Genomic DNA, 20,935 nt, shown 5'->3' with positions numbered 1-20,935 from the left:
TCCTCGAGGTCATAACATTTAAATTGAGAAGTTCATGAGCATGTAAATTATGGTATAATTGGTTCATGATATAACATTAGTATTTATATATTTCACATGTGATAGAAAGTTATGAGAATTTTGAGGAGGAAAACATATGGATACGTTTAAAATTGCTTTGGTGCAGATGAATTCTTTGGTATGGAATCCACTTGGAAAATTAGTTGAATCGTATAAAAAGGATGATGAAAATATAATATTTTTTGATTTGGATTTAGAAAGTTTGAATAATATAAGAGAAGGTAAAAGTGGACATATGAAAAATCCATTTTATTTAAAGGATAGAAGAGGGGAATTATATCAAAAATACATAACGCTTTAAATTAGAAATGATGAAACAAACGAAGCAGAAGATTATGATACAGTGATAAAAAGAGTTATGAAAAGTTTAGAAGAGATATGTATAGAAAATTGTGATGACAATTTAGAAAACGTTCTTATAGTAGTTCATGGAGGAATAATTAGATTAATTATTGATTATTTGGATAAAAGTTTTAACGTAAGAAATATGGACAACTTAAGTATATCTAAGATTATATATGAAAATGGAAGTTTTACGGTAGAATCTATAAATGATAATAGTTACAGCAAGAAAAGTAAAGCTGTGAAAAGAGCAATGGAGTAATTGTTAGGAGGAGATTAAAAATGGAGCTTTTTTCAATAATTATAATATTTATATATACTGCACTTATAGGTATTGGGATATATGGATTCATACTATTTGTTAAACTTGCTCATAGAGGAATAAAAGCATTAGATATTTATATAGAGAAAAATAATAATAAATTTGATAAGTAGACTTGTGATGCTGAATATTACTTCAGAGGAGAATAAACCTATGGTTTTTAAATGGAATAAACAAATAAGATGGAACGATTTTAATGGAATTGCTTATTCAAAAAATGGGAAAGCAATTTATGAATTTAGATATCCTAAAGGTAATATAATAACTCATATACGATGGTTTCCTATTGAAAAGTAATGGAAATGATGATGGTTCGCCAGCAGAAATGTTTAGTAAAGAAATAATACATGCTGTGGAGAAATAATAGTAAAAAGTTTAAGTTTTCAAAAATATTTTGACAATTTGAGCAAAAAATGATATAAATTAATTAGAGTTATACGACTGACGGAAGTGGAATTAACCACATGAAGTATAGCGAATATGAGCCGACCGTCTGGGCAAAGAGCCCAGATAGTAGGCTCTTTTCTTATACTAAAAGGAGTGTATCAATATGAAAGAATTAGAATTAAAGTATGGATGTAATCCAAATCAAAAACCATCAAGAATTTATGCAAAAGAAGGAGAATTACCAGTAAAAATATTAAATGGAAATCCAGGATATATTAATCTTTTAGATGCGCTTAACAGCTGGCAATTAGTGAAAGAACTAAAAGAAGCTACAGGATTAGCTGCCGCTACATCATTTAAACACGTAAGCCCTGCAGGAGCAGCAGTTGCAATTCCATTAAATGAAACGTTGAAAAAAATATACTTTGTAGAAGGTATAGAATTATCAGATATTGCTACTGCGTATGTTAGAGCTAGAGGAGCTGATAGAATGTCTTCTTATGGAGATTTTGCAGCTTTATCTGATGAGTGTGATGAACAAACCGCAAGATTTTTACTACGTGAAGTTTCTGATGGTATAATTGCCCCATCTTATTCAAAAGAAGCCTTAGATATTTTAAAAAGAAAACGTAAAGGAACATATGTTATCATTCAAATAGATGAGAATTATGAACCAAGAGAATTGGAAACAAAAGATTTATATGGAATTACATTTGAACAGAGAAGAAATGATATAAAGATAACGGGAGATGTATTCAAAAATTTACCTACAAAGAATAAATTAATTTCACAAAATGCTAAAAGAGATTTAATAATAGCTTTGATTACTTTAAAATATACTCAGTCTAATTCTGTTTGTTATGTAAAAGATGGACAAGCAATTGGTATAGGAGCAGGTCAACAATCAAGAATTCATTGTACAAGATTGGCAGGAAATAAAGCAGATATATGGTATTTAAGACAAAATCCTAAGGTTCTAAATTTACAATTTAAAGATAATTTAAAAAGAGCTGACAGGGATAATGCAATAGATGTATATCTATCTGATGATTATATGGATATTTTAAGTGATGGAATATGGGAAAATACTTTTGTAAAAAGACCAGAGCCTTTGACAAGTAGTGAAAAAATAGAATGGTTAAAAAATTTAAACGGGGTAGCATTGGGTTCAGATGCCTTTTTCCCATTTGGAGATAATATTAAAAGAGCAAGGAAAAGTGGAGTTGAGTATATTGCACAACCAGGAGGTTCAATAAGAGATGATAATGTAATTGAAGTATGTGACCAATACAATATTGCCATGGCATTTACAGGAATTCGTCTTTTTGAACATTAATTTATAAAAAGTTTAATTATAATTTTTAGTTACTATTGGGGCTGTTGCACTAAAAGTAAATACTACAATATATTGTGTTCATTTAAAATTGAAAAAACAATACATTGTATGTAAATTTCTTAATGCGACAGCTCCAAAATGTTTTTTGAAAATTGAATAGTACGGTGAAAAATGAGTAAATATATGTAAATTAATTAAAGTTATATGGTATAATTGTTACTAGTTAAGTAAGAATTGTAATTTATTATGAAGTAAAATTATTTTATAACATTGAGTTAAAGGAGTAGCAAAATATGAAAAGAGAAGAATTTGAAAAAATTGAAAGATTTATGTTAAAGAATATGAATGATACTGCTCACGATTGTTTACATGTATATAGAGTTTTGAATTATGCAATTCAAATTGCTGATACTATCGAAAAAATAGATACGGAAGTTGTAATAATATCAGCACTTTTACATGATATAGGTAGAATAGATGAAATAAGAAATCCAAGTCTTTGTCATGCCAAAATAGGAAGTGAAAAAGCAAAGGAATTTTTGATTAATAATGGATATAGTGAAGAAAAAGCAAATCATGTTGCTGATTGTATTCTTACCCATAGGTATAAAAAGAATTTAAAACCACAAACAATAGAAGCAAAAATTATTTTTGATGCAGATAAATTAGATTTGACAGGAACTGTAGGGACTGCAAGAGCAATTTTATTTGGAGGACAAATTAAAGAACCTTTATATTTAGTTGGAAATGACAAACTACCTACTAAAGGATTACCATCAGAAGAGGCATCTTTATTTAGAGAATATAATCGAAAACTAAATAAATTGTTTCTAAAACTAAATACTCAAAAAGCAAAAGAAATTGGAATAGAACAACAAAAAACAATGGACTTATACTTTATGAATTTATTCAAAGAGGTAAATAGAAATTACTCTAATGGTAAAAAACTAATAGATAAAATACTTGAATAAGTATAGTTTGTTTTTACGTCATGATATAAAAGAATTGATTATTCATAACATATGTATTGGTTATTTTATAGATTTAAGATAAGCTATGTCAGTCATATTTTTACCAGTAGCAACTTCAACAAAGTTTAAGTCTTTAGCTATATTTTCTACATCTTTTTTTATTGCTTTTGTATCACCGCATACATTAGCTACGTCATGTTTCATATTTTCTTGTTCAGCTTTAATAACATCAACTTTATGCTCTAAAGCTTTTAATATATGAGTATTTTCTTTAATTTGAGACTGCATGGAGTGTTGGTTATTGTTAAGTTCTTTAATCTGAGATTGCATGGATTTTTGATTATTGTTAAGTTCTTTAATATTAGATTGCATAGATTTCTGATTATTGCTAAGTTCTTTAATATTAGATTGCATAGATTTTTGATTATTATTAAGTTCTTTAATTTGAGACTGCATAGATTGCTGATTATTGTTAAGTTGTTTAAGTTCAGATAATATTTGATTTAATATTTGCTCCATAAATAACACGCTCCTTCTTATATTATTATACACTATGTAATGGGTTTTATGAATATGGAAAATAATTGTAATTTTTATGAAGTGTAATGAAAAAGGCTTTTGGATTGATGAATTAGATGAGAAAGGAAGAAAATTATAGGGGAAAGTGAGGAATATAAGATGGAAAGTGAAATTAGTGAAGATGTATTCAAAATTTATAATCAAGATATATTTTTAAGAGATATGTGTATGGAAGATGTTGATGATTATATAGTTTGGAATACAAATGAAATTGAATGGCAAGATTGGGATGCTCCTTGGGAAAAAGAAGAAAATTCTAATATAGAAGAATTAAAAGATCGTTTATTTGAAAAATCAAATGCAGAAACGCCTATAATACGTAGGAGATTAGAAATATGTAATATAAATGGAAAGCATATTGGATGGGTTTCATCCTATTTTATTGATGGAGATAAATCAAAGTTTGCAATAGGAATTGATATTGCAAATAATAAATTTAGAGGTAAAAAATTGGGCGAGTTAGCATTTTCACTATTTATCTCTTATTTGTTAAAATCAGAATATGTGTCAGACATATATACACAAACATGGTCAGGAAATTACAGGATGATAGGACTTGCTAAAAAATGTGGATTTGAAGTGGTAAGTAGAGAAATTAATTTTAGAAAAGTTAGAGGAAATATGTATGATGATTTAACTTTTAAATTGAATAAAGAATTATTTTGGAATAGGTTTAAGCAGTTGAGAAAAAAAGATGTTCCTACATTACAGGAAGCAAGAGTATTATTAGAGGAAGCAGAAAAAATATTTCCAGGACGATGGGTACAACATTCGCTTTGGACTGCTCAAGCAGCTAAATTAATATCTGAAAATTGCGAAGAATTAAATTCAGAGGTAGCATATGTATTAGGAATGCTTCATGATATTGGAAGGAGAAATGGTCTGACAAATGGACTAACAACTATAGGACACATGTTAGTTGGTTATAACTATTCTAAGAAATTGGGCTATGATTTATTAGCCAAAATTTGTATGACTCATTCCTGCCCATCTAAAAGTATTAATGATATTGAAGAAGTTGTAAATAAGAGTTGTAATAATGAAGATTATAAAATTGTTAAAGATTTTTTTAGTAAAGTGGAATATGATGATTATGATAAATTAATACAATTATGTGATGCATTAGCATTGCCAAATGGTTTTACACTAATGGAAAAAAGATTAGTTGATGTTGCTTTGAGACATGGAGTGAATGAATATATAGTTACAAAATGGAAAGCTTTTATGGAATTGAAAAATTACTTTGAGAAAAAAATGGGGAAATCTATATACAGTGTATTACCAAACGTTATAGAAAATACTTTTGAATTATAAAAGTTTAGGCATAAGCATTTATGAATATAAATGAAGTATACTATTTACAATAATCAGTTGAATATGTATAATAGTAGTATATTTTATAAAAACTAATATTGATAATTGCGTTGAAGGAGAAGAGTATATAGAGATTGATTTAAAGCGAGTTAGGGATAGTGAAAGCCTAATATTTAATTCTGTAGAAAGAAGCTCTGGAGTTTAAATTGAAAGCTTTGTTGCGTAGTAGGTTTAGGGTATTCTCCCCATATAGAGATAATGAGTGGATTAAGTTTACTTTTACTTAATCAATTTAGGTGGTAACGCGGAATTAACTTCCGTCCTAAGGTTTTAGGACGGAAGTTTTTATATTTATATATAGTTTTTTTTAGGAGGAATAAAAATGAGTTTAGAAAAATTGGCTAATGTAATATTTCCTGACGTTGATAAGACACCAGAATATTATATTCAAAAATATCCAAAGAGAAATTTAAAAAAAGGTGCAAAGGTTGTTAGATATGCCCCATCACCAACAGGGTTTCAACATATCGGAGGAATATTTGCAGCTTTAATAAATGAAAGATTAGCAAGTCAAAGTGAAGGTGTTTTCTATTTAAGAATAGAGGATACAGACCAAAAAAGAGAAGTTGAAGGTGCAATTGAAGACACAATTCAAACAATGCATAACTTTGGAATGGATTTTAATGAAGGTATGACAGGACAAGAAACTTTTAAGGGTGAATATGGTCCATACAGACAAAGTCAAAGAGCTGAAATATATAAGACTTTTGCTAAGGATTTAGTAGCTAAAGGATTAGCTTATCCATGTTTCTGTACTGTTGAGGAATTAGCAGCTTTAAGAGAAAAACAAGTAGCTGAAAAAGTAACACCAGGATATTATGGAAAATATGCTAAGTATAGAAATTTAAGTCCAGAAGAAGCTATAGCTAAAATAGAAGCAGGAGAAGAGTATATATTAAGATTAAAATCACCAGGAAATGCAGAAAATAGAGTTGAAATACATGATTTAATAAAAGGAGACTTATCATTCCCAGAAAATAATCAAGATATTGTTATAATAAAAAGTGATGGATTACCAACATACCATTTTGCACATGGTGTAGACGATTCTTTAATGGGAACTACTAATGTTATAAGAGGAGAAGAATGGTTATCATCATTACCTATACATATTCAATTATTTGAAATGTTAGGTTTAAAAAGACCGGAATATGCTCATATTCCAACAATAATGAAAAATGATAATGGTTCAAAGAGAAAGTTATCAAAAAGAAAAGATCCTGAAGCTGCTGTTTCTTATTATAAAGAAGTTGGATATCCAACAGTTTCAGTTATTGAATATTTATTAAACATCATAAACTCAACTTTTGAAGAGTGGAGAGCAGAAAATCCTGCAGCTGATTATCATGAGTTCCCAGTAGATTTAGATAAAATGAGTAAATCAGGAGCTTTATTTGATATAGTAAAATTAAATGATGTAAGTAAAAATGTTATTTCCAAAATGAAGGCAGATGAAGTTTATGATTATTATGTAGCTTGGGCAAAAGAATTCGATAAAGAAATGTATGAATTAGTTACAGCTGATGAAAAAATGTCTAAAGAAATATTTAATATAGACAGAGAGGATCCAAAACCAAGAAAAGACTATGCTAAGTGGGATGATGTAAAAGAAAAAATATTCTATTTCTTTGATGAATTATTCTACAAAGAAACTGCTGAACAAGTTGAATTACCAAAAACACTAACACTAGAAGCAGCAAAAGAAGTAATAAAAGTATATATGAATAAATACAATGCTAATGCTGCTAGCCAAGAGGAATGGTTTGCAGATTTAAAAGCAATTGGTTTAGATTTAGGATATTGTGCAAAGAGAAAAGAATATAAAGCAAATCCAGATCAATATAAAGGTATGATTTCAGATGTTGCAGGTGCAGTAAGAGTAGCTTTAGCACATAGAAGTAATACACCTGATATTTATACTATTATGAATATTTTAGGTAAAGATAAAGTAAAAGAAAGATTTGAAAAATTTTTAGAAATATAATATAAGTAGATAAGAAGACTAGCTTAAAATCTGGTCTTTTTATCGAATTTTGAAAAAAAACAGACTAATTATTAAAATTTACTATTTAATGACTTTATTTTTTGAGTATATTAGATTAAAATTAATAATAAATGTAATTGTACATAAAAATAGTAAATGCTTTTATGTGTAAAAATAATTAATAAGAGAGGTAATAATATGTCTAATGAAACTAAATCATCTAACTTCATAAGAAATATAATTATTGAAGACTTAAATACTGGAAAACATGATAAAATAATAACTCGTTTCCCTCCAGAGCCGAATGGTTATTTACATATAGGTCATGCTAAATCAATAATCTTAAATTCAGGATTAGCACAAGAGTTTAACGGAAAATTTAATTTAAGATTTGATGATACAAACCCTATTAAAGAAGATACTGAATATGTTGAGTCAATTAAAGAAGATGTAAAATGGCTTGGTGGTAACTGGGATGAAGTATTTTTTGCATCAAATTATTTTGATACAATGTATGAAAAAGCAATTCTTTTAATTAAAAAGGGATTAGCTTATGTTTGTGATTTAACTCCAGAAGAAATGAGAGAATATAGAGGAACTTTAACTAAACCGGGAAAAGAAAGTCCTTATAGAAATAGAACTGTTGAAGAAAATCTTGACTTATTTGAAAGAATGAGAAAAGGTGAATTTAAAGATGGAGAAAAGGTATTAAGAGCTAAAATAGATATGACTTCTCCAAATATGAATATGAGAGATCCTATAATTTATAGAATTGCCCATGTAGAACATCATAATACAAAAGATAAATGGTGCATATATCCAATGTATGACTTTGCGCATCCAATAGAAGATGCTATAGAAGGAGTAACTCACTCAATATGTACTTTAGAGTTTGAGGATCATAGACCGCTATATGATTGGGTTGTAAGAGAATGTGAAATGGAATCTATTCCTAGACAAATTGAATTTGCAAGATTAAACATGACTAATACAGTTATGAGTAAAAGAAAATTAAAACAATTAGTTGATGAAGGAATAGTTGATGGATGGGATGACCCAAGAATGCCTACTGTATGTGGATTAAGAAGAAGAGGATATACAACAGAAGCTATAAGAAACTTCTGTACAGAAATAGGTGTAGCTAAATCTAATTCATTAGTAGATTCTCAAATGTTAGAATATTTCATAAGAGAAGATTTGAGATTAAAAACACCATCAGCAATGGCTGTTATAGAACCTTTAAAATTAGTTATTACAAACTATCCAGAAGGTCAAACAGAAATGTTAGAAATAGAAAATAATGCTAAAGATGAAAGTCAAGGAAAGAGACTTGTACCATTTTCAAGAGAGTTATATATAGAACAAGAAGATTTTATGGAGGTTCCAGTAAGAAAATATTTCAGATTATTCCCTGGAAACGAAGTAAGATTAAAGGGTGCATATTTTGTTAAATGTACAGATGTTATAAAAGATGAAAATGGTGAAGTTACAGAGATACATTGTACGTATGATCCAGAAACAAAATCAGGTTCAGGATTTAAAGGAAGAAAAGTAAAAGCAACTATTCACTGGGTAGAAGCTAAAGCAGCAAAACGTGTAGAATTTAGATTGTTTGAACCTTTAATATTAGATGATGTAGAAGAAAATGAAGGAAAGAATTTCTTAGAACAAATAAATCCAAACTCATTGGAAGTATTACAAGGATTTATTGAGCCAACAGCTATAGAAAATGCTAAACCACAAGATAAGTTCCAATTTATCAGAAAGGGATTCTTTACAGTAGATCCAAAATATACTACTGATGAAAAGTTAGTATTTAATAGAATAGTATCACTTAAAAGTTCATTTAAGCTAAAAAAATAAAAGTGTAAGTGTCGAGTTTTTCTCGACACTTTTTACTATTCCATCCAGTTTATATGGAACTCCTCTAGAGTTAAAGTTCACTATAGATTCTACTGAATATTTATGATATGATTATCCTTTGTAACACCATTTGAACAGGAGGAAATATATGATATTTAAACAAATGATAAACAAGGAAATTAATGTGAAAAAGGAAGTGTTATCCGGACTTACAGTTGCATTAGCTTTAGTTCCAGAAGCTGTAGCTTTTGCTATAGTTGCAGGAGTAAAACCTTTAGTTGGGTTATATGCTGCATTTTTAGTAGGATTTATAACATCTATTTTAGGCGGAAGACCTGGCATGATTTCAGGGGCAACAGGAGCATTAGCAGTTGTAATGGTAGAACTTGTAGCTAAGAATGGAGTAGACTACTTATTTTTAGCAGTAATTGTGATGGGAATTATTGAAATTATAATTGGATTATTAAAATTAGGTAAATTTGTAAGATTCATTCCACAACCTGTAATGTTAGGTTTTGTTAATGGACTTGCCATTGTTATTTTCCTAGCGCAGTTAAATCAATTTAAGGTAAAAGGATCTAATGGAGAATTACAATGGATGGCTGGAACACAATTATGGACAATGATTGGATTAGTTTTATTAACAATGGTTATAATTTATTTTTTACCCAAATTAACAAAAGTAATACCAGCAGCATTAGCAGCTATTGTAACGGTATCTTTATTAGTAAATTATTTAGGAATAGATACAAAAATTGTAGGAGATGTTGCTAAAGTTGGGGGTAGATTACCTCAATTTAGAATACCTCATGTTCCGTTAAATTTAGAGAGTTTTAAAATAATATTACCGTATTCACTTATTTTTGCATCAATTGGACTAATGGAATCTCTTATGACATTAACACTTATAGATGAAATTACTGAAACAAGAGGAAGAGGTAATAGGGAATGTATCGGCCAAGGTATTGCAAATATAGTTACAGGCTTTTTTGGTGGAATGGGTGGATGCGCTATGATAGGGCAGAGTATGATTAATATTAATTCTGGTGGACGTAAAAGATTATCAGGAATATCAGCAGCTATATTTTTATTAGGATTTATATTATTTGGATCAAGTCTTATAGAAAGAATACCTTTAGCAGCATTAACAGGTGTAATGTTTATGGTAGTAATAGGTACTTTTGAGTGGGCAAGTTTTAGAATTATGAAAAATATACCTAAAAGTGATGCCTTTGTTATAGTTTTAGTTTCAATTGTTACAGTTTTTACAGATTTAGCTATTGCAGTAGCAACTGGTGTTATTGTATCAGCACTTGTTTTTGCATGGAAAAAAGGTAAGAAAATAGATGTTGAACCTAAGGTATATGAAAATGGAATTAAAGAGTACTATGTAAGAGGTGCAGTGTTCTTTGGTTCAGCACGTGATTTTGTAGAAGTTTTCGACATTAAAAATGATCCAAATGAAATTATTATTGATTTTAAATATGCAAGAGTTTTTGATCATTCAGGTATAGATGCTATAAATACATTAACGGCAAAGTACAGGAAGTTAGGAAAAAAACTTCACCTAAGGCACTTAAGTAGTGAGTGTCATCAATTAATAAAAGAGGCAGATGATATATTGGAAGTAAATATAATTGAAGATCCTACATATCATGTTGCAGACGATGCTTTGGCATAGATGTAGTATAGTGGTAATATAGAAATATTAAAGGAGTGTTATGGTATGTCAAATAATAATATTGAACTAATGAAAAAAATCATTGAAGAAAAAAAGAAGAAAAGTTCACAACAAGGATCTACTAATAGAGTAGTGAATAAAAAAATCGGTGAATATAAGAAGGCGTTTAGAAATACCAAACAAGGCGGATTGTTTGATAAATAGAAAATGAATTACTGGTAATTACATTGGAAGTCTTTAAGGGTTTAATGTAGTTACCAGTATTATTTTTTTGATAAAAAAGGTTGATTTTATAACGGGTATAGTTATATTGTTTAATACAATTTCTTTAATTAAGAAAGAAATATGGGGAAAACTATGTAAAATAAAGAAATAGGGGGCATATACTCAATTTTTCATGAGATTGTGGTATAATTGGTACTAAACATAAATAAAGTATGGTGCAATAATATATGATATTTTAAGAGAAAATTAGAAAATTATAAAGGTAATATTAATATATTAAATCCAAAATAAATATAAATAGATAGAAAAGAAATTAATAGACTTTTTCTTTTAAATAACAGGAAGTTAGGTGAAGCATGTGAAGAAACAACGTAGTAGTTTAGTTTTGATAATACTTATCATGGCATTTATGTTATTCACATATATTCTTTTTATATCTGAAAGCAAAAATACTGCTGATAATTTTGCAACTAAAGGTAATGTTAGTTTTAAGAACTGGAATTGGAATAAAGATCAGATTGTTGCGTTGAAGGGTAAATGGAGTTGTTATCCTAATTTATTGAAGAACGATATAAATGAAAATGTTGTACCAAACTTTGAAAAAGTATATGGCTCATGGGAAGATTATACAGACATAGACCTTTCGCCTTATGGAGTCTGTACATACAAGTTGAAGGTTCATGGATTAAAGCCTTTAGAAATTTATGGTGTTGAATTGCCAGATCAGGCAGTAGCGTATAATTTATTTGCCAATAACAAAAAAATTGCATCCAATGGTGTTGTAAGTAAGGAACCTAAAACATATATACCACAGTGGAATCCAACAACAAGTGTATTTCAGACAGATGAAAACGGTGAAGTTGAATTGGTAATGGAGATTGCTAATTTTGATTATTATACAGGTGGTTTTTGGAACAGTATAAAAATTGGTAAAGTTAAAGATATACTATCTTATTCAAATAAAAACAAAGCCAAAGATATGTTTATATTTTCAACAGTATTGACTATAGCTTTATTTAGTTTAGGATTATTTCTCATATATAGAAAAGATAAAACGACGCTATATTTTTCTATTTTATGTTTTGTTATCAGTTTGAGAACATTATTGGTAGGCCAGAGGCTTATTTCCGATATGCTTTCCCAATTAAATTGGCATATCCTCGTAAGAGCGGAATTCCTTACAACTTATATGATTTTACCTGTTTGGGGTTTGTTTATTGTTCACTTATTTGAAATTAAAAAATATTCAAAGTATATTAAACGCTTTTTTTATTCTTATATAGTTTTTTCTTTATTTATCACATTAATTACACCAAACAAGGTATACTCCTCATTTATAGAACCTAACAAATGGTTGTCTATTTTGTTTGCATTATATTTCTTATTTTGTATTATTAGAGCGAATCTTAATAGGCAAAAGGGATCAGAATTAATGCTCTTTGGTGTTTTTGGAATAATTGTATCATTGTGTCAAGAAATTTTTATAAGAGGTCCAGTGTCATGGCTGCCTTTTGGTGTTCTTAATTTTGTTATTTGTTGTTTACTTATTACGCTTCAGCAATTTTTAACTATTATTAGAAAAAATGATATTCTTGAAGCAAAAGTAATTCTAGATCCATTAACTGGTTTATATAATAGAGCTTATCTTGCTAAAATGGAGGATGATTTTTTTAGTAAAAATAAGAATGAAAATAAATATGTAATGTTTCTTGATCTTGATCGCTTTAAATACATTAATGATACCTTTGGTCATAAAATAGGAGATTTTATTCTGCAGGAAATGGGTGAAAGATTGAGAAAAATATTAAGGAGTACAGATATTATCTGTCGTTATGGTGGAGATGAATTTATAGTAATTGTTACTGCTGAAAATAATAATGAAATCGCAAAAATTACACACAGAATTATTGATGAAGTGAAAAAACCTTTTGTAAAAAATGAAAATGTTTATAACATAGGGGTAAGTATTGGAATTGCTAAAAGTACTGAAAAACTAAACAATATTGAGACTCTTATTAAGAGAAGTGATAAGGCCATGTATAAAGCTAAAAAAAATGGCGGCGATCAGTATTATTTATGGGAATAATTTTTGTTGAACTATGATATAAAATTGTAATAAATAAAAAATAGGAGCTTATGCTCCTATTTTTATGTAAATTATGGTATAATTGTTATAAAATATTAATAAATTATGTCGAAGGAATATGGGATGTTAATTTGATAATCATCCCATTAATCATAAGGTAATTCAACTTTCGCAGGACAAAAATACTGTCTAGCGAAGGAAAATGATATATTGTGTAAGAAACATTTGAACAAAGTTTACAAGTTCTTAGCTTTACGAATTTGAAAAAAGTTATTTTTTAATTACTGATTCCTACGGAATATTAATTAAAAAATCTTTTTTCAATATGAGTAAAGCTTAGAACTTGTTACTGAAGTGAAAGGTTTCTGAGCAAGATATCATTTCCCGTAGCGGTTGTTTTTCACCTGCGAAAGTTTTATGTTTATGTAAAATTTATAAATCGTATGGGGGTAATGTTGTGTGTAATATATATTTTAGAGATATTGATAATACTAATGAAGATATAGTTAGAAGAATAAAATTGAAACATGAACAAGTGAATTTTATTGAAACTGTAGATGAGTGTTTAGAAGAAGCTAATACTTGGGATAAATGGCATCCGGTAGCTATACATTGTAACAATGATATTATTGGGTTTGCTATGTATGGCTCTTTTGGACCTAATAAAGATACTTGGATTGATAGAATAATGATAGATAAAAAATACCAATGTAGAGGATTTGGGAGAATTGCAATGATGAAACTTATTGACATAGTTTCAAAAGAGTATGGGGTAAATACTGTATATTTAAGTGTATTTGAGCAAAATATATTAGCCTATAATTTATATAAAAGCATTGGATTTAAATATATAAATGAAAAAGATGTAAATGGGGAACTGATATTCCAATATACAATTAAATAATATGTGTAATATTTGAAAGTAATAATATAAAATAGCAGAATATTGTGAAATTATTAAAGAATTTATGGGGTATTATGAAAACAATAGAGGGGGGGATTATATATGAAGATAGGAATATTTACAGATGTTCATAATAACGTTATAGCACTTAATTCTATACTCGAATTATTTAAAGAAAAAGGATGTGACGAAATATTATGTTGTGGAGATATTATTGGAATTGGACCATTTCCTGAAGAAACAGTACAGAGAATAAAATCACTTAAAAATATTAAATGTGTTTTGGGAAACCATGAAAAATATCTTATAAATGGCATTAAAAAGCCATATTCTGATGATATGAATGAAGATGAATGTTTACATCATAAATGGGAACATAGTTTATTAAGTGATGATTCAAAAAAATATATTAAACAATTACCATACAGATTACATTTAAATAGAGGAGGAACTAAAATATCGGTAGTTCATTATTCAATAAATGAAGCAAATAAATATATAAATTTTACGCCTAATCCTAGTATTACTGATTGCGAAAAAATGTTCTCAAATATTGAGGCAGACATTATATTGTATGGACATGACCACAATGGTTCTATAGTCTATGGAAATGACAAAATGTACATCAACTGTGGTTCATTAGGATGCACTAGTACTTGTGAAGGAATTGCTCAAGGGGGAATCTTAACCATAGACGACAAAAAGCCTATTTTTGAAAAAGTTTTTGCTGAATATGACTTGCAAAGTGTTTTAAGAGAAGTTGAATCTATTAAGTATCCAGCATATGAAGTTGTTAATAAATTTTTTTATGGAGTAAAATAAATATGTGATTTAGAATTTATTTAATGTTTTTGTGAAAAGGAGTTTAAAAATGAATAAGATAAATACTCAATTAGAAAATTCAATGAACAGTGCTATTGAATTTCTTGCAATTGCATTAAATGCAACAGGACATAATAGCAAGCCAGTTCTTCTTCATAGTATAAGAGTTGGTTTTTACTTGTATAAAAAGGGATATAATCAAGATATTGTTTTAGGGGGATTATTACATGATATTTTAGAGGATACTGAAACTTCAATAAATGATTTGAATGATAAGTTTGGGATTAGAGTAACTAAAATTGTGGCTGCAAATTCTTTTAATACATCAATTGGTGATAAAACTGAGCAGTTTCAAGATATGTTTAATAGATGCAAGGAGTATGGAAAAGAGGCATTAATTATAAAAGCAGCAGATATTATGGACAATAGCAATTACATTCAATTTGTAAATGATAAAAAAACAATAAATTGGCTTTTATTTAAAATGAAAAGCTTTATAAATATATCAAGAGAAGAAATTGAAAAAGAAGATGTATGGAAGGAATAATATTGCAAATTTTTAAAGATTAGATTGAAATTTTATGATTGGAGGAATAAAAGTGAAAAAACAAATAAAATATTTTTTAATATCATTTATTATAATATTTTTAAGTGCACCTTTGGGATACAAGACAATTAACATAATCTATCGTAATAAAAATTTATCTGGTGAATATATTACCATATTAAATGGGTTTATACATTCATTTATGTTAATAGGAATATTAATATTTGTTATTGGGGTAGTAAATGTACTAGTAGGCAAAAACGATAAATTATAATAATATTTATATATCATGAATTTTACAAAAAACATAATTATAAAATATGGTATATTCAAATGTTTTTTAGTGAAATTTACAATGAAGTATTTGCCAAATGGAATGACAATAATACGGATCAATTCCTATAGTATTATGTGCTCCAATAAATGGTTTTACTTGAAGTTTAATTAAAAAAGTAAAACTACGATATGTTGGTCTTTCTATTTTTAAATTAAGTAACTCAACTTTCGCAGTACAAAAATACTATCTAGCGAAGGAAAATGATATATTGCGTAAGAAACATTTGAACTTGTTATTGAAGTGAAAAGTTTCTGAGCAAGATATCATTTCCCGTAGCGGCTATTTTTCACCTGTGAAAGTTGAATTAAGTAACAAACTAATGTTTTTCAAAGTGGCAATAGTGAAATAGCAAGACATCCAACTTTTAAAGATAAAATTATAATATATGTATTATTATGGTATAATTTATGGTGAAATTACAATATTTAATAGAATCACATGATTCAATTAAAGCTAAGGAAAGGACAAGATGTAGTTTATGAAAAAGAAAAAATGGATAACTTTATTAAGCATATGCATTGTAGTGATTATTTCAGTAATGGCTTCTTTAAACTTTAAAGAACAAAAGATTGATGATGGAGAGAATAAAGGAAAAGTATTTTCAATAGTAAATAATGATGAAGATTTATTAAATATTGGTGGGAAATTAATCAATGTTTATATGAAAACATTTTTAGATAAATCAAATGAGGATAAAGCAAGTATCAGAAATCTTAAAGTTGAAAAAGAAAAAATACTTGAGTTTAATAAGGATGAAATGGTTATAAAGGTAGATTTTAATCTTATTCCTCAAAATAATAGAACTCATAGGAGCTGGGGAAAAATTAAAAATAGAAAACTTGAAGCAAGTTGGATATTGAAAATAAAAATTTCAGATAATTATGTTTATAAAATTGCAGACAAAGAAAAATTTAAACGTTCTAATGATAAGTCTGAAATTTTGAAAGAAGCAAAGGAAAAGAAAGAAATTTTAGGAGCAATACATAAGAACTATTATATAGATGGACATAATATAAAAGTAACATATGATGGAGGAAAAAATTGGATTGATGTGCCTTTTGATGCGAATATATTTTTTGATAGGGGAGAAACATTATCAAAGAGTAATAAACTTCAAATGGGAAGTTTTATCATTACACCCAAAAACACAAGTTTTGTATATGGTGGAAGCGATAAATTTCCCATAACTGTTTTAACATCAAAAGATATGGGAGTAACTTGGAGCAAATCGGTAGTTAGTGATGAAACAAAGGGAAGCAGGAAACTGTTTTTAGATTTTACATCTGATAAAAATGGACATGTTGTGGCTACAGGGGATAGAGCAATGTCTTCAGTAATGACTTATGCTTATGAAACAAATGATGACGGTACTACATGGAATAAAATAGGAGATACAAATGATATAACATATACTTTTGTAAATGGAGCAGCGTTTTCAACGGATACGATAGGATTCATATGTTACAGATCATATGACGAATATCCTAATATAAGATATACAGTTGATAAGGGAAATAGTTGGATAAAATTAAAACTTCCATTGCCTGCCCAATATAAAAATAAATTTACCCAAGCACAACGTCCAAAGTTTGAAGGAAAAAAAGGTGTAATACTTGTTAAACAGGGTGAAAATGGGGATTTAGGAAAAGGAAAAATGGCCAAGTTTACAACAGAGGATTATGGATTAACATGGAAGTTTGATGGTGTTACTGCGGGGGAATGATTATAATTAGTAAGCAGTTCAACTTTTGCACATGAAAATGGTCGCTACGGAAAATGATATCTTGCTAGGAAACTTTTCACTTCACAAAGTAATTCTAAGGTCTAAAAATTTATTATTACTAAAAAACTCAAACTCGCTACACTCAAACAATGAGTTTTTCTTAACGTAATAATAAATTTTTAGACCAAGAATTACTAATTGTTTGTTCAAATGTTTCTTACGCAATATATCATTTCCCTTCGCTAGACAGTATTTTGTCCTGCAAAAGTTGAGTAAACAGTTAATAAAATCATGTGAAGGGGAAGAGATATATGTTAAATAATCATAAGAAAATTAAAATATTAGTAGTTATTGCTTTTATAATCTGGATACTTTTGGCAGTAGCTATAAAGATAGTAAAGTTAAAGGGATATTACTTAATTTATGATTGGATGTATTCTATTATAATTTATATGATTTTATTTTTAGGCATTTTACTATCTGGTAAAAATAGGTATCTAAAGAGGATAGAATATGGAGCTATATGTATAATGCTTATAATTAATACTAAATGTTTATTAGATAACAGCAAAAATAAGATGTTTATTTTTAAGTCACCTAATTTAAAAAATGAAATAATTATAAAAGAATTTGTTAAGAAGCAAGACGGTATGGATGAAGTAGTTAAAACTTTAGATTTAAAAAGAAGGTTTTATTTATTTGCTAGGAAAAATTCAGAATATCCTACGAAAAACGCATATAGATCTTTTTCAGCAGGATCTTATAAAGTAAATTGGATTAAGGACAATATAGCAGTAGTTAATTATTTATATAATGATAAGAGTAAAATTATTAAACAACATGTATATACTTTTAATTCTGAAAAACCAAGTAGTTATAAGTATGTAGAAGTCAGCATAAGAGGAATGTGGAAAAATAAAGAGAAGCCAAATGATACTTTAACTGTTAAAAAGGATAAAGTTATTTATGTAAAAGATGGCAAAAAATTTATATATGATACAGATAATGCAAAGCAAAAGGGATACACAGCAGTTGTTTTTGATGGTGTGGGAAAGGCTCCTGATTTATCTATTGTATTTAACGAGGGGGTAACAATAGATAGTAGTTGTTTATTAAAAAAGACAGATACTATTTTTATAGGTTATGTATCTTTGGAAGACGAGAAATATGGTTTGTTTGAAAAGGTTGATTGAAGTTTGGATGGCTAATTCAAGTGCAGCAATATTATGGTTTATTTAGTTAAAAATAAGAGATACATTTTTACCAAATAAAAAAGACACGTATTTTAGTGTCTAAAAAGAATGATTACTTCTAAGTTTTTTTAGAATTTTAATATCCATTTCATGAGATCCAGTAGCATCTTTGATAACATCAATAGCTTCTATAGCATCGCTTACAGATTTAGAAGTATTAGTAACATCAAGTTCAATAACATCTAGCCTTTCACCTAGAGTTTTACCATCTTTATCTTTGGCTCTGTCAAGTTGTTCAGAAAAAGATGTTTGAATTTTTTCAAGCATTAAAGAGTTTTTGTTTACGTGAGTTTCAATGTTATTAACTTCATTGTCTAACTTAGTAAGTTGAGTTTCAATATTTGTAAATCGTTTATCAAAGTCAACGTACATTTTTTCAAGTAAATCATAAATTTTAGTTTCCATAAATAACACGCTCCTTTATATACTTATTATATAGTCGCTTGCGAAATTTCGCAAGCATTGATTTGCCTAACTTTTAAGCCGTTAGGCTTTTATATTTTCCTCCACTGCGGCATAATAGAATTACACCACATAAATCAAAAACACCACAGGGAGGTTTTTAACATGTTTTATCTTAATAAAACTAAACAACTTGATTTTTTTGATCAAGTATCTGAATTAAAAAAATTTGCTTCACAACAACCCGTAGGGTTCATAAATTTGCTTACTAATAATTTTGATATTGAAACCTTTATTCCAAATTCTTTTAAAGAACATTATTATGCGAATTTAGGCAAAAATAGAGAATATCAACTTTCTTCAATATTATCAGCCTTATTACTCATGCAAATGTTTCATATACCAACTAATGTATTGTTAACACTTTTTCTTGTATTTTCCACTGAAATAAGAGAATTTTGTGGATTCTATAAATCTGTACCAGATGAATCTTTTTTCAGTAGATTTAAAACTACATTTGAAAGTGATATTGCTAATTTATTTGATTCTATGGTTCCTAATGTTATTGATATCTGTGAAAAAATCAATAATGATCTTCCCGATGGTTCGCCTTATAAAAACCTAAATTCTATGCTTATATATGATACTTCTGGTTTAAAACCAAAAGTCAAAGAAAATAATCCCAAAACTCTTGTATCCGAAATAAACAAGCAAAAAATTTATGCAAAATCTACAAATAAAAAGAATCACAACCCATATGCTGCCGCATATAAAAACATGCCTAAGTTTGCAAAATGTAACTCTAATATTAAATTAGATTTTGTTAATGGACACTTTGGGTATTTTTATAAATTTGGCCTTTTAACTAATGGATTAGGCATTCCTTTAAGTATAAAATTCTTCGAAAAAGATTTTTATAAATCAATTGATAAAAATTTTACTTCACCTGAAGAACAAAAATACTATTATGATAATGCCTCATTAAAGCCAGTAATTGTACCATTTCTAAATAAATTAAAAAATCATTCTGATTTTAAATTTACAACTTTTTTAGGTGATTCAGAATTTGATAGTTATGATAACTTTGGATTACTTAAACATCTTCAATTTAATAAGGCATTTATTCCTCTTAATTCTCGCAATCAAGGTAATAGTAAAATTGGTGATTTAGAATATAATACCCATGGTATTCCTCTATGCCCTTTAACTAAAGAACCTTTTAAAGCCGAAGGCTCTTGTAAAGGTAAAAATAGAAGTTTGAGATTTAAATTTACTTGCCCAAAATCTCATAGAGATAAACACGGTAAATGTTATCACACTTGTGAAAATCCATGTACAAATAATAAAAGTGGTCGTATGACCTATGTTTATCCTGACAAAGATTTTAGACTTTACCCTGGTGTTCAAAGAAATTCAAAAGAGTGGGATGAAGTTTATCCAACTCGTGCATGTATTGAAAGAACAATTTCTTCATTTAAATTTAATCCATGCATTGAATCACCAAGAACAGTAAATACAACAACTATGCGTTCTGATTTATACTTAACTGGTATTTCTAAACTTATAAATGTGATACTGGCTTACGCCATGAATAAACCTGAATATATTAGAAGTATAAGTAATCTTCTAAAAATAGCAGTTTAATCAACATATCCACAGTTAAATATTAGTTCACATGCTACGCATTCCTTTTTATCAAAAGGCTTTTTGTTGTGCATTTTTTTTGCACATTTTTAA

General features: G+C 28.0%; 21 protein-coding genes, 1 riboswitch and 1 other annotated feature. Of the genes, 19 read left to right on the top strand and 2 right to left on the bottom strand.

Features of this window, described 5'->3' with window-relative positions; genetic code table 11:
• Positions 1-136: 136 nt before the first annotated feature.
• The 6 genes from ACFIJ5_RS10655 (at position 137) to ACFIJ5_RS10630 (ending at position 3,418) form a co-directional block, all read left to right on the top strand.
• Positions 137-361, top strand: a complete 225-nt coding sequence (locus tag ACFIJ5_RS10655; protein ID WP_379806822.1) for a hypothetical protein — start codon at positions 137-139, stop codon at positions 359-361.
• Positions 362-664 carry a histidine phosphatase family protein gene (locus ACFIJ5_RS10650; RefSeq protein ID WP_379809591.1) on the top strand — a complete coding sequence of 101 codons (303 nt, stop codon included), beginning with the start codon at positions 362-364 and terminating at the stop codon, positions 662-664.
• A 20-nt stretch (positions 665-684) separates the two neighbouring features.
• Positions 685-837 (top strand): hypothetical protein, encoded by a 153-nt coding sequence (locus tag ACFIJ5_RS10645; protein ID WP_379806820.1) that lies wholly within the window; start codon positions 685-687, stop codon positions 835-837.
• A gap of 40 nt (positions 838-877) precedes the next feature.
• Entirely contained in the window at positions 878-1,021 is a 144-nt protein-coding gene (locus ACFIJ5_RS10640) for a hypothetical protein (protein WP_379806818.1), read from the top strand.
• Between the two features lie 130 nt (positions 1,022-1,151).
• Positions 1,152-1,230, top strand: a riboswitch (ZMP/ZTP riboswitch).
• Between the two features lie 44 nt (positions 1,231-1,274).
• Positions 1,275-2,447, top strand: a complete 1,173-nt coding sequence (locus ACFIJ5_RS10635; protein ID WP_379806816.1) for a phosphoribosylaminoimidazolecarboxamide formyltransferase — start codon at positions 1,275-1,277, stop codon at positions 2,445-2,447.
• A 293-nt stretch (positions 2,448-2,740) separates the two neighbouring features.
• Positions 2,741-3,418 (top strand): HD domain-containing protein, encoded by a 678-nt coding sequence (locus ACFIJ5_RS10630; protein ID WP_379806814.1) that lies wholly within the window; start codon positions 2,741-2,743, stop codon positions 3,416-3,418.
• A 60-nt stretch (positions 3,419-3,478) separates the two neighbouring features.
• Here ACFIJ5_RS10630 and ACFIJ5_RS10625 read toward each other — a convergent pair whose 3' ends face one another.
• Complete coding sequence (locus ACFIJ5_RS10625; RefSeq protein ID WP_379806812.1) at positions 3,479-3,937, bottom strand: hypothetical protein; 459 nt, start codon at positions 3,935-3,937, stop codon at positions 3,479-3,481.
• Between the two features lie 159 nt (positions 3,938-4,096).
• Here ACFIJ5_RS10625 and ACFIJ5_RS10620 point away from each other — a divergent pair, with 159 nt between their 5' ends.
• The 12 genes from ACFIJ5_RS10620 (at position 4,097) to ACFIJ5_RS10565 (ending at position 18,736) form a co-directional block, all read left to right on the top strand.
• Positions 4,097-5,311 carry a GNAT family N-acetyltransferase gene (locus ACFIJ5_RS10620; protein WP_379806810.1) on the top strand — a complete coding sequence of 405 codons (1,215 nt, stop codon included), beginning with the start codon at positions 4,097-4,099 and terminating at the stop codon, positions 5,309-5,311.
• 101 nt (positions 5,312-5,412) lie between these two features.
• Positions 5,413-5,639 (top strand) — a binding site (T-box leader).
• Positions 5,640-5,693: 54 nt separating this feature from the next.
• Positions 5,694-7,355 carry a glutamate--tRNA ligase gene (gltX, locus tag ACFIJ5_RS10615; protein WP_379806808.1) on the top strand — a complete coding sequence of 554 codons (1,662 nt, stop codon included), beginning with the start codon at positions 5,694-5,696 and terminating at the stop codon, positions 7,353-7,355.
• Positions 7,356-7,553: 198 nt separating this feature from the next.
• Positions 7,554-9,218 carry a glutamine--tRNA ligase/YqeY domain fusion protein gene (locus ACFIJ5_RS10610; RefSeq protein WP_379806806.1) on the top strand — a complete coding sequence of 555 codons (1,665 nt, stop codon included), beginning with the start codon at positions 7,554-7,556 and terminating at the stop codon, positions 9,216-9,218.
• 148 nt (positions 9,219-9,366) lie between these two features.
• Positions 9,367-10,899, top strand: coding sequence for a SulP family inorganic anion transporter (locus ACFIJ5_RS10605; RefSeq protein ID WP_379806804.1), 1,533 nt, complete (start codon positions 9,367-9,369; stop codon positions 10,897-10,899).
• A 45-nt stretch (positions 10,900-10,944) separates the two neighbouring features.
• Complete coding sequence (locus ACFIJ5_RS10600; protein WP_379806802.1) at positions 10,945-11,103, top strand: hypothetical protein; 159 nt, start codon at positions 10,945-10,947, stop codon at positions 11,101-11,103.
• A gap of 379 nt (positions 11,104-11,482) precedes the next feature.
• Complete coding sequence (locus ACFIJ5_RS10595; RefSeq protein ID WP_379806800.1) at positions 11,483-13,210, top strand: diguanylate cyclase; 1,728 nt, start codon at positions 11,483-11,485, stop codon at positions 13,208-13,210.
• Positions 13,211-13,667: 457 nt separating this feature from the next.
• Positions 13,668-14,114 carry a GNAT family N-acetyltransferase gene (locus tag ACFIJ5_RS10590; protein WP_379806798.1) on the top strand — a complete coding sequence of 149 codons (447 nt, stop codon included), beginning with the start codon at positions 13,668-13,670 and terminating at the stop codon, positions 14,112-14,114.
• A 102-nt stretch (positions 14,115-14,216) separates the two neighbouring features.
• A complete protein-coding gene (locus ACFIJ5_RS10585; protein ID WP_379806796.1) occupies positions 14,217-14,936 on the top strand; it encodes a metallophosphoesterase family protein in 720 nt (239 codons plus the stop codon).
• 49 nt (positions 14,937-14,985) lie between these two features.
• Positions 14,986-15,483 carry an HD domain-containing protein gene (locus ACFIJ5_RS10580; RefSeq protein ID WP_379806794.1) on the top strand — a complete coding sequence of 166 codons (498 nt, stop codon included), beginning with the start codon at positions 14,986-14,988 and terminating at the stop codon, positions 15,481-15,483.
• Positions 15,484-15,535: 52 nt separating this feature from the next.
• Positions 15,536-15,757, top strand: coding sequence for a hypothetical protein (locus ACFIJ5_RS10575; protein WP_379806792.1), 222 nt, complete (start codon positions 15,536-15,538; stop codon positions 15,755-15,757).
• 541 nt (positions 15,758-16,298) lie between these two features.
• The gene (locus tag ACFIJ5_RS10570) at positions 16,299-17,543 is read left to right on the top strand and encodes a WD40/YVTN/BNR-like repeat-containing protein (RefSeq protein WP_379806790.1); all 1,245 of its coding nucleotides are present in this window, start codon (positions 16,299-16,301) and stop codon (positions 17,541-17,543) included.
• A gap of 311 nt (positions 17,544-17,854) precedes the next feature.
• The gene (locus ACFIJ5_RS10565; protein ID WP_379806788.1) at positions 17,855-18,736 is read left to right on the top strand and encodes a hypothetical protein; all 882 of its coding nucleotides are present in this window, start codon (positions 17,855-17,857) and stop codon (positions 18,734-18,736) included.
• A gap of 99 nt (positions 18,737-18,835) precedes the next feature.
• Here the strand turns inward: ACFIJ5_RS10565 and ACFIJ5_RS10560 are convergent, their stop codons facing one another.
• The gene (locus tag ACFIJ5_RS10560; protein ID WP_379806786.1) at positions 18,836-19,201 is read right to left on the bottom strand and encodes a hypothetical protein; all 366 of its coding nucleotides are present in this window, start codon (positions 19,199-19,201) and stop codon (positions 18,836-18,838) included.
• 162 nt (positions 19,202-19,363) lie between these two features.
• On the opposite strand from ACFIJ5_RS10560, the gene ACFIJ5_RS10555 reads away from it, so the two are divergent.
• Complete coding sequence (locus tag ACFIJ5_RS10555) at positions 19,364-20,842, top strand: transposase (protein ID WP_379806784.1); 1,479 nt, start codon at positions 19,364-19,366, stop codon at positions 20,840-20,842.
• The last annotated feature ends 93 nt before the right edge of the window (positions 20,843-20,935 follow it).

The organism is Haloimpatiens myeolchijeotgali (assembly GCF_042688525.2).
GTDB lineage: Bacteria > Bacillota > Clostridia > Clostridiales > Clostridiaceae > Haloimpatiens.
The sequence above is the reverse complement of the archived record's forward strand: the minus strand, read 5'-3'. Positions and strand labels throughout refer to the sequence as shown.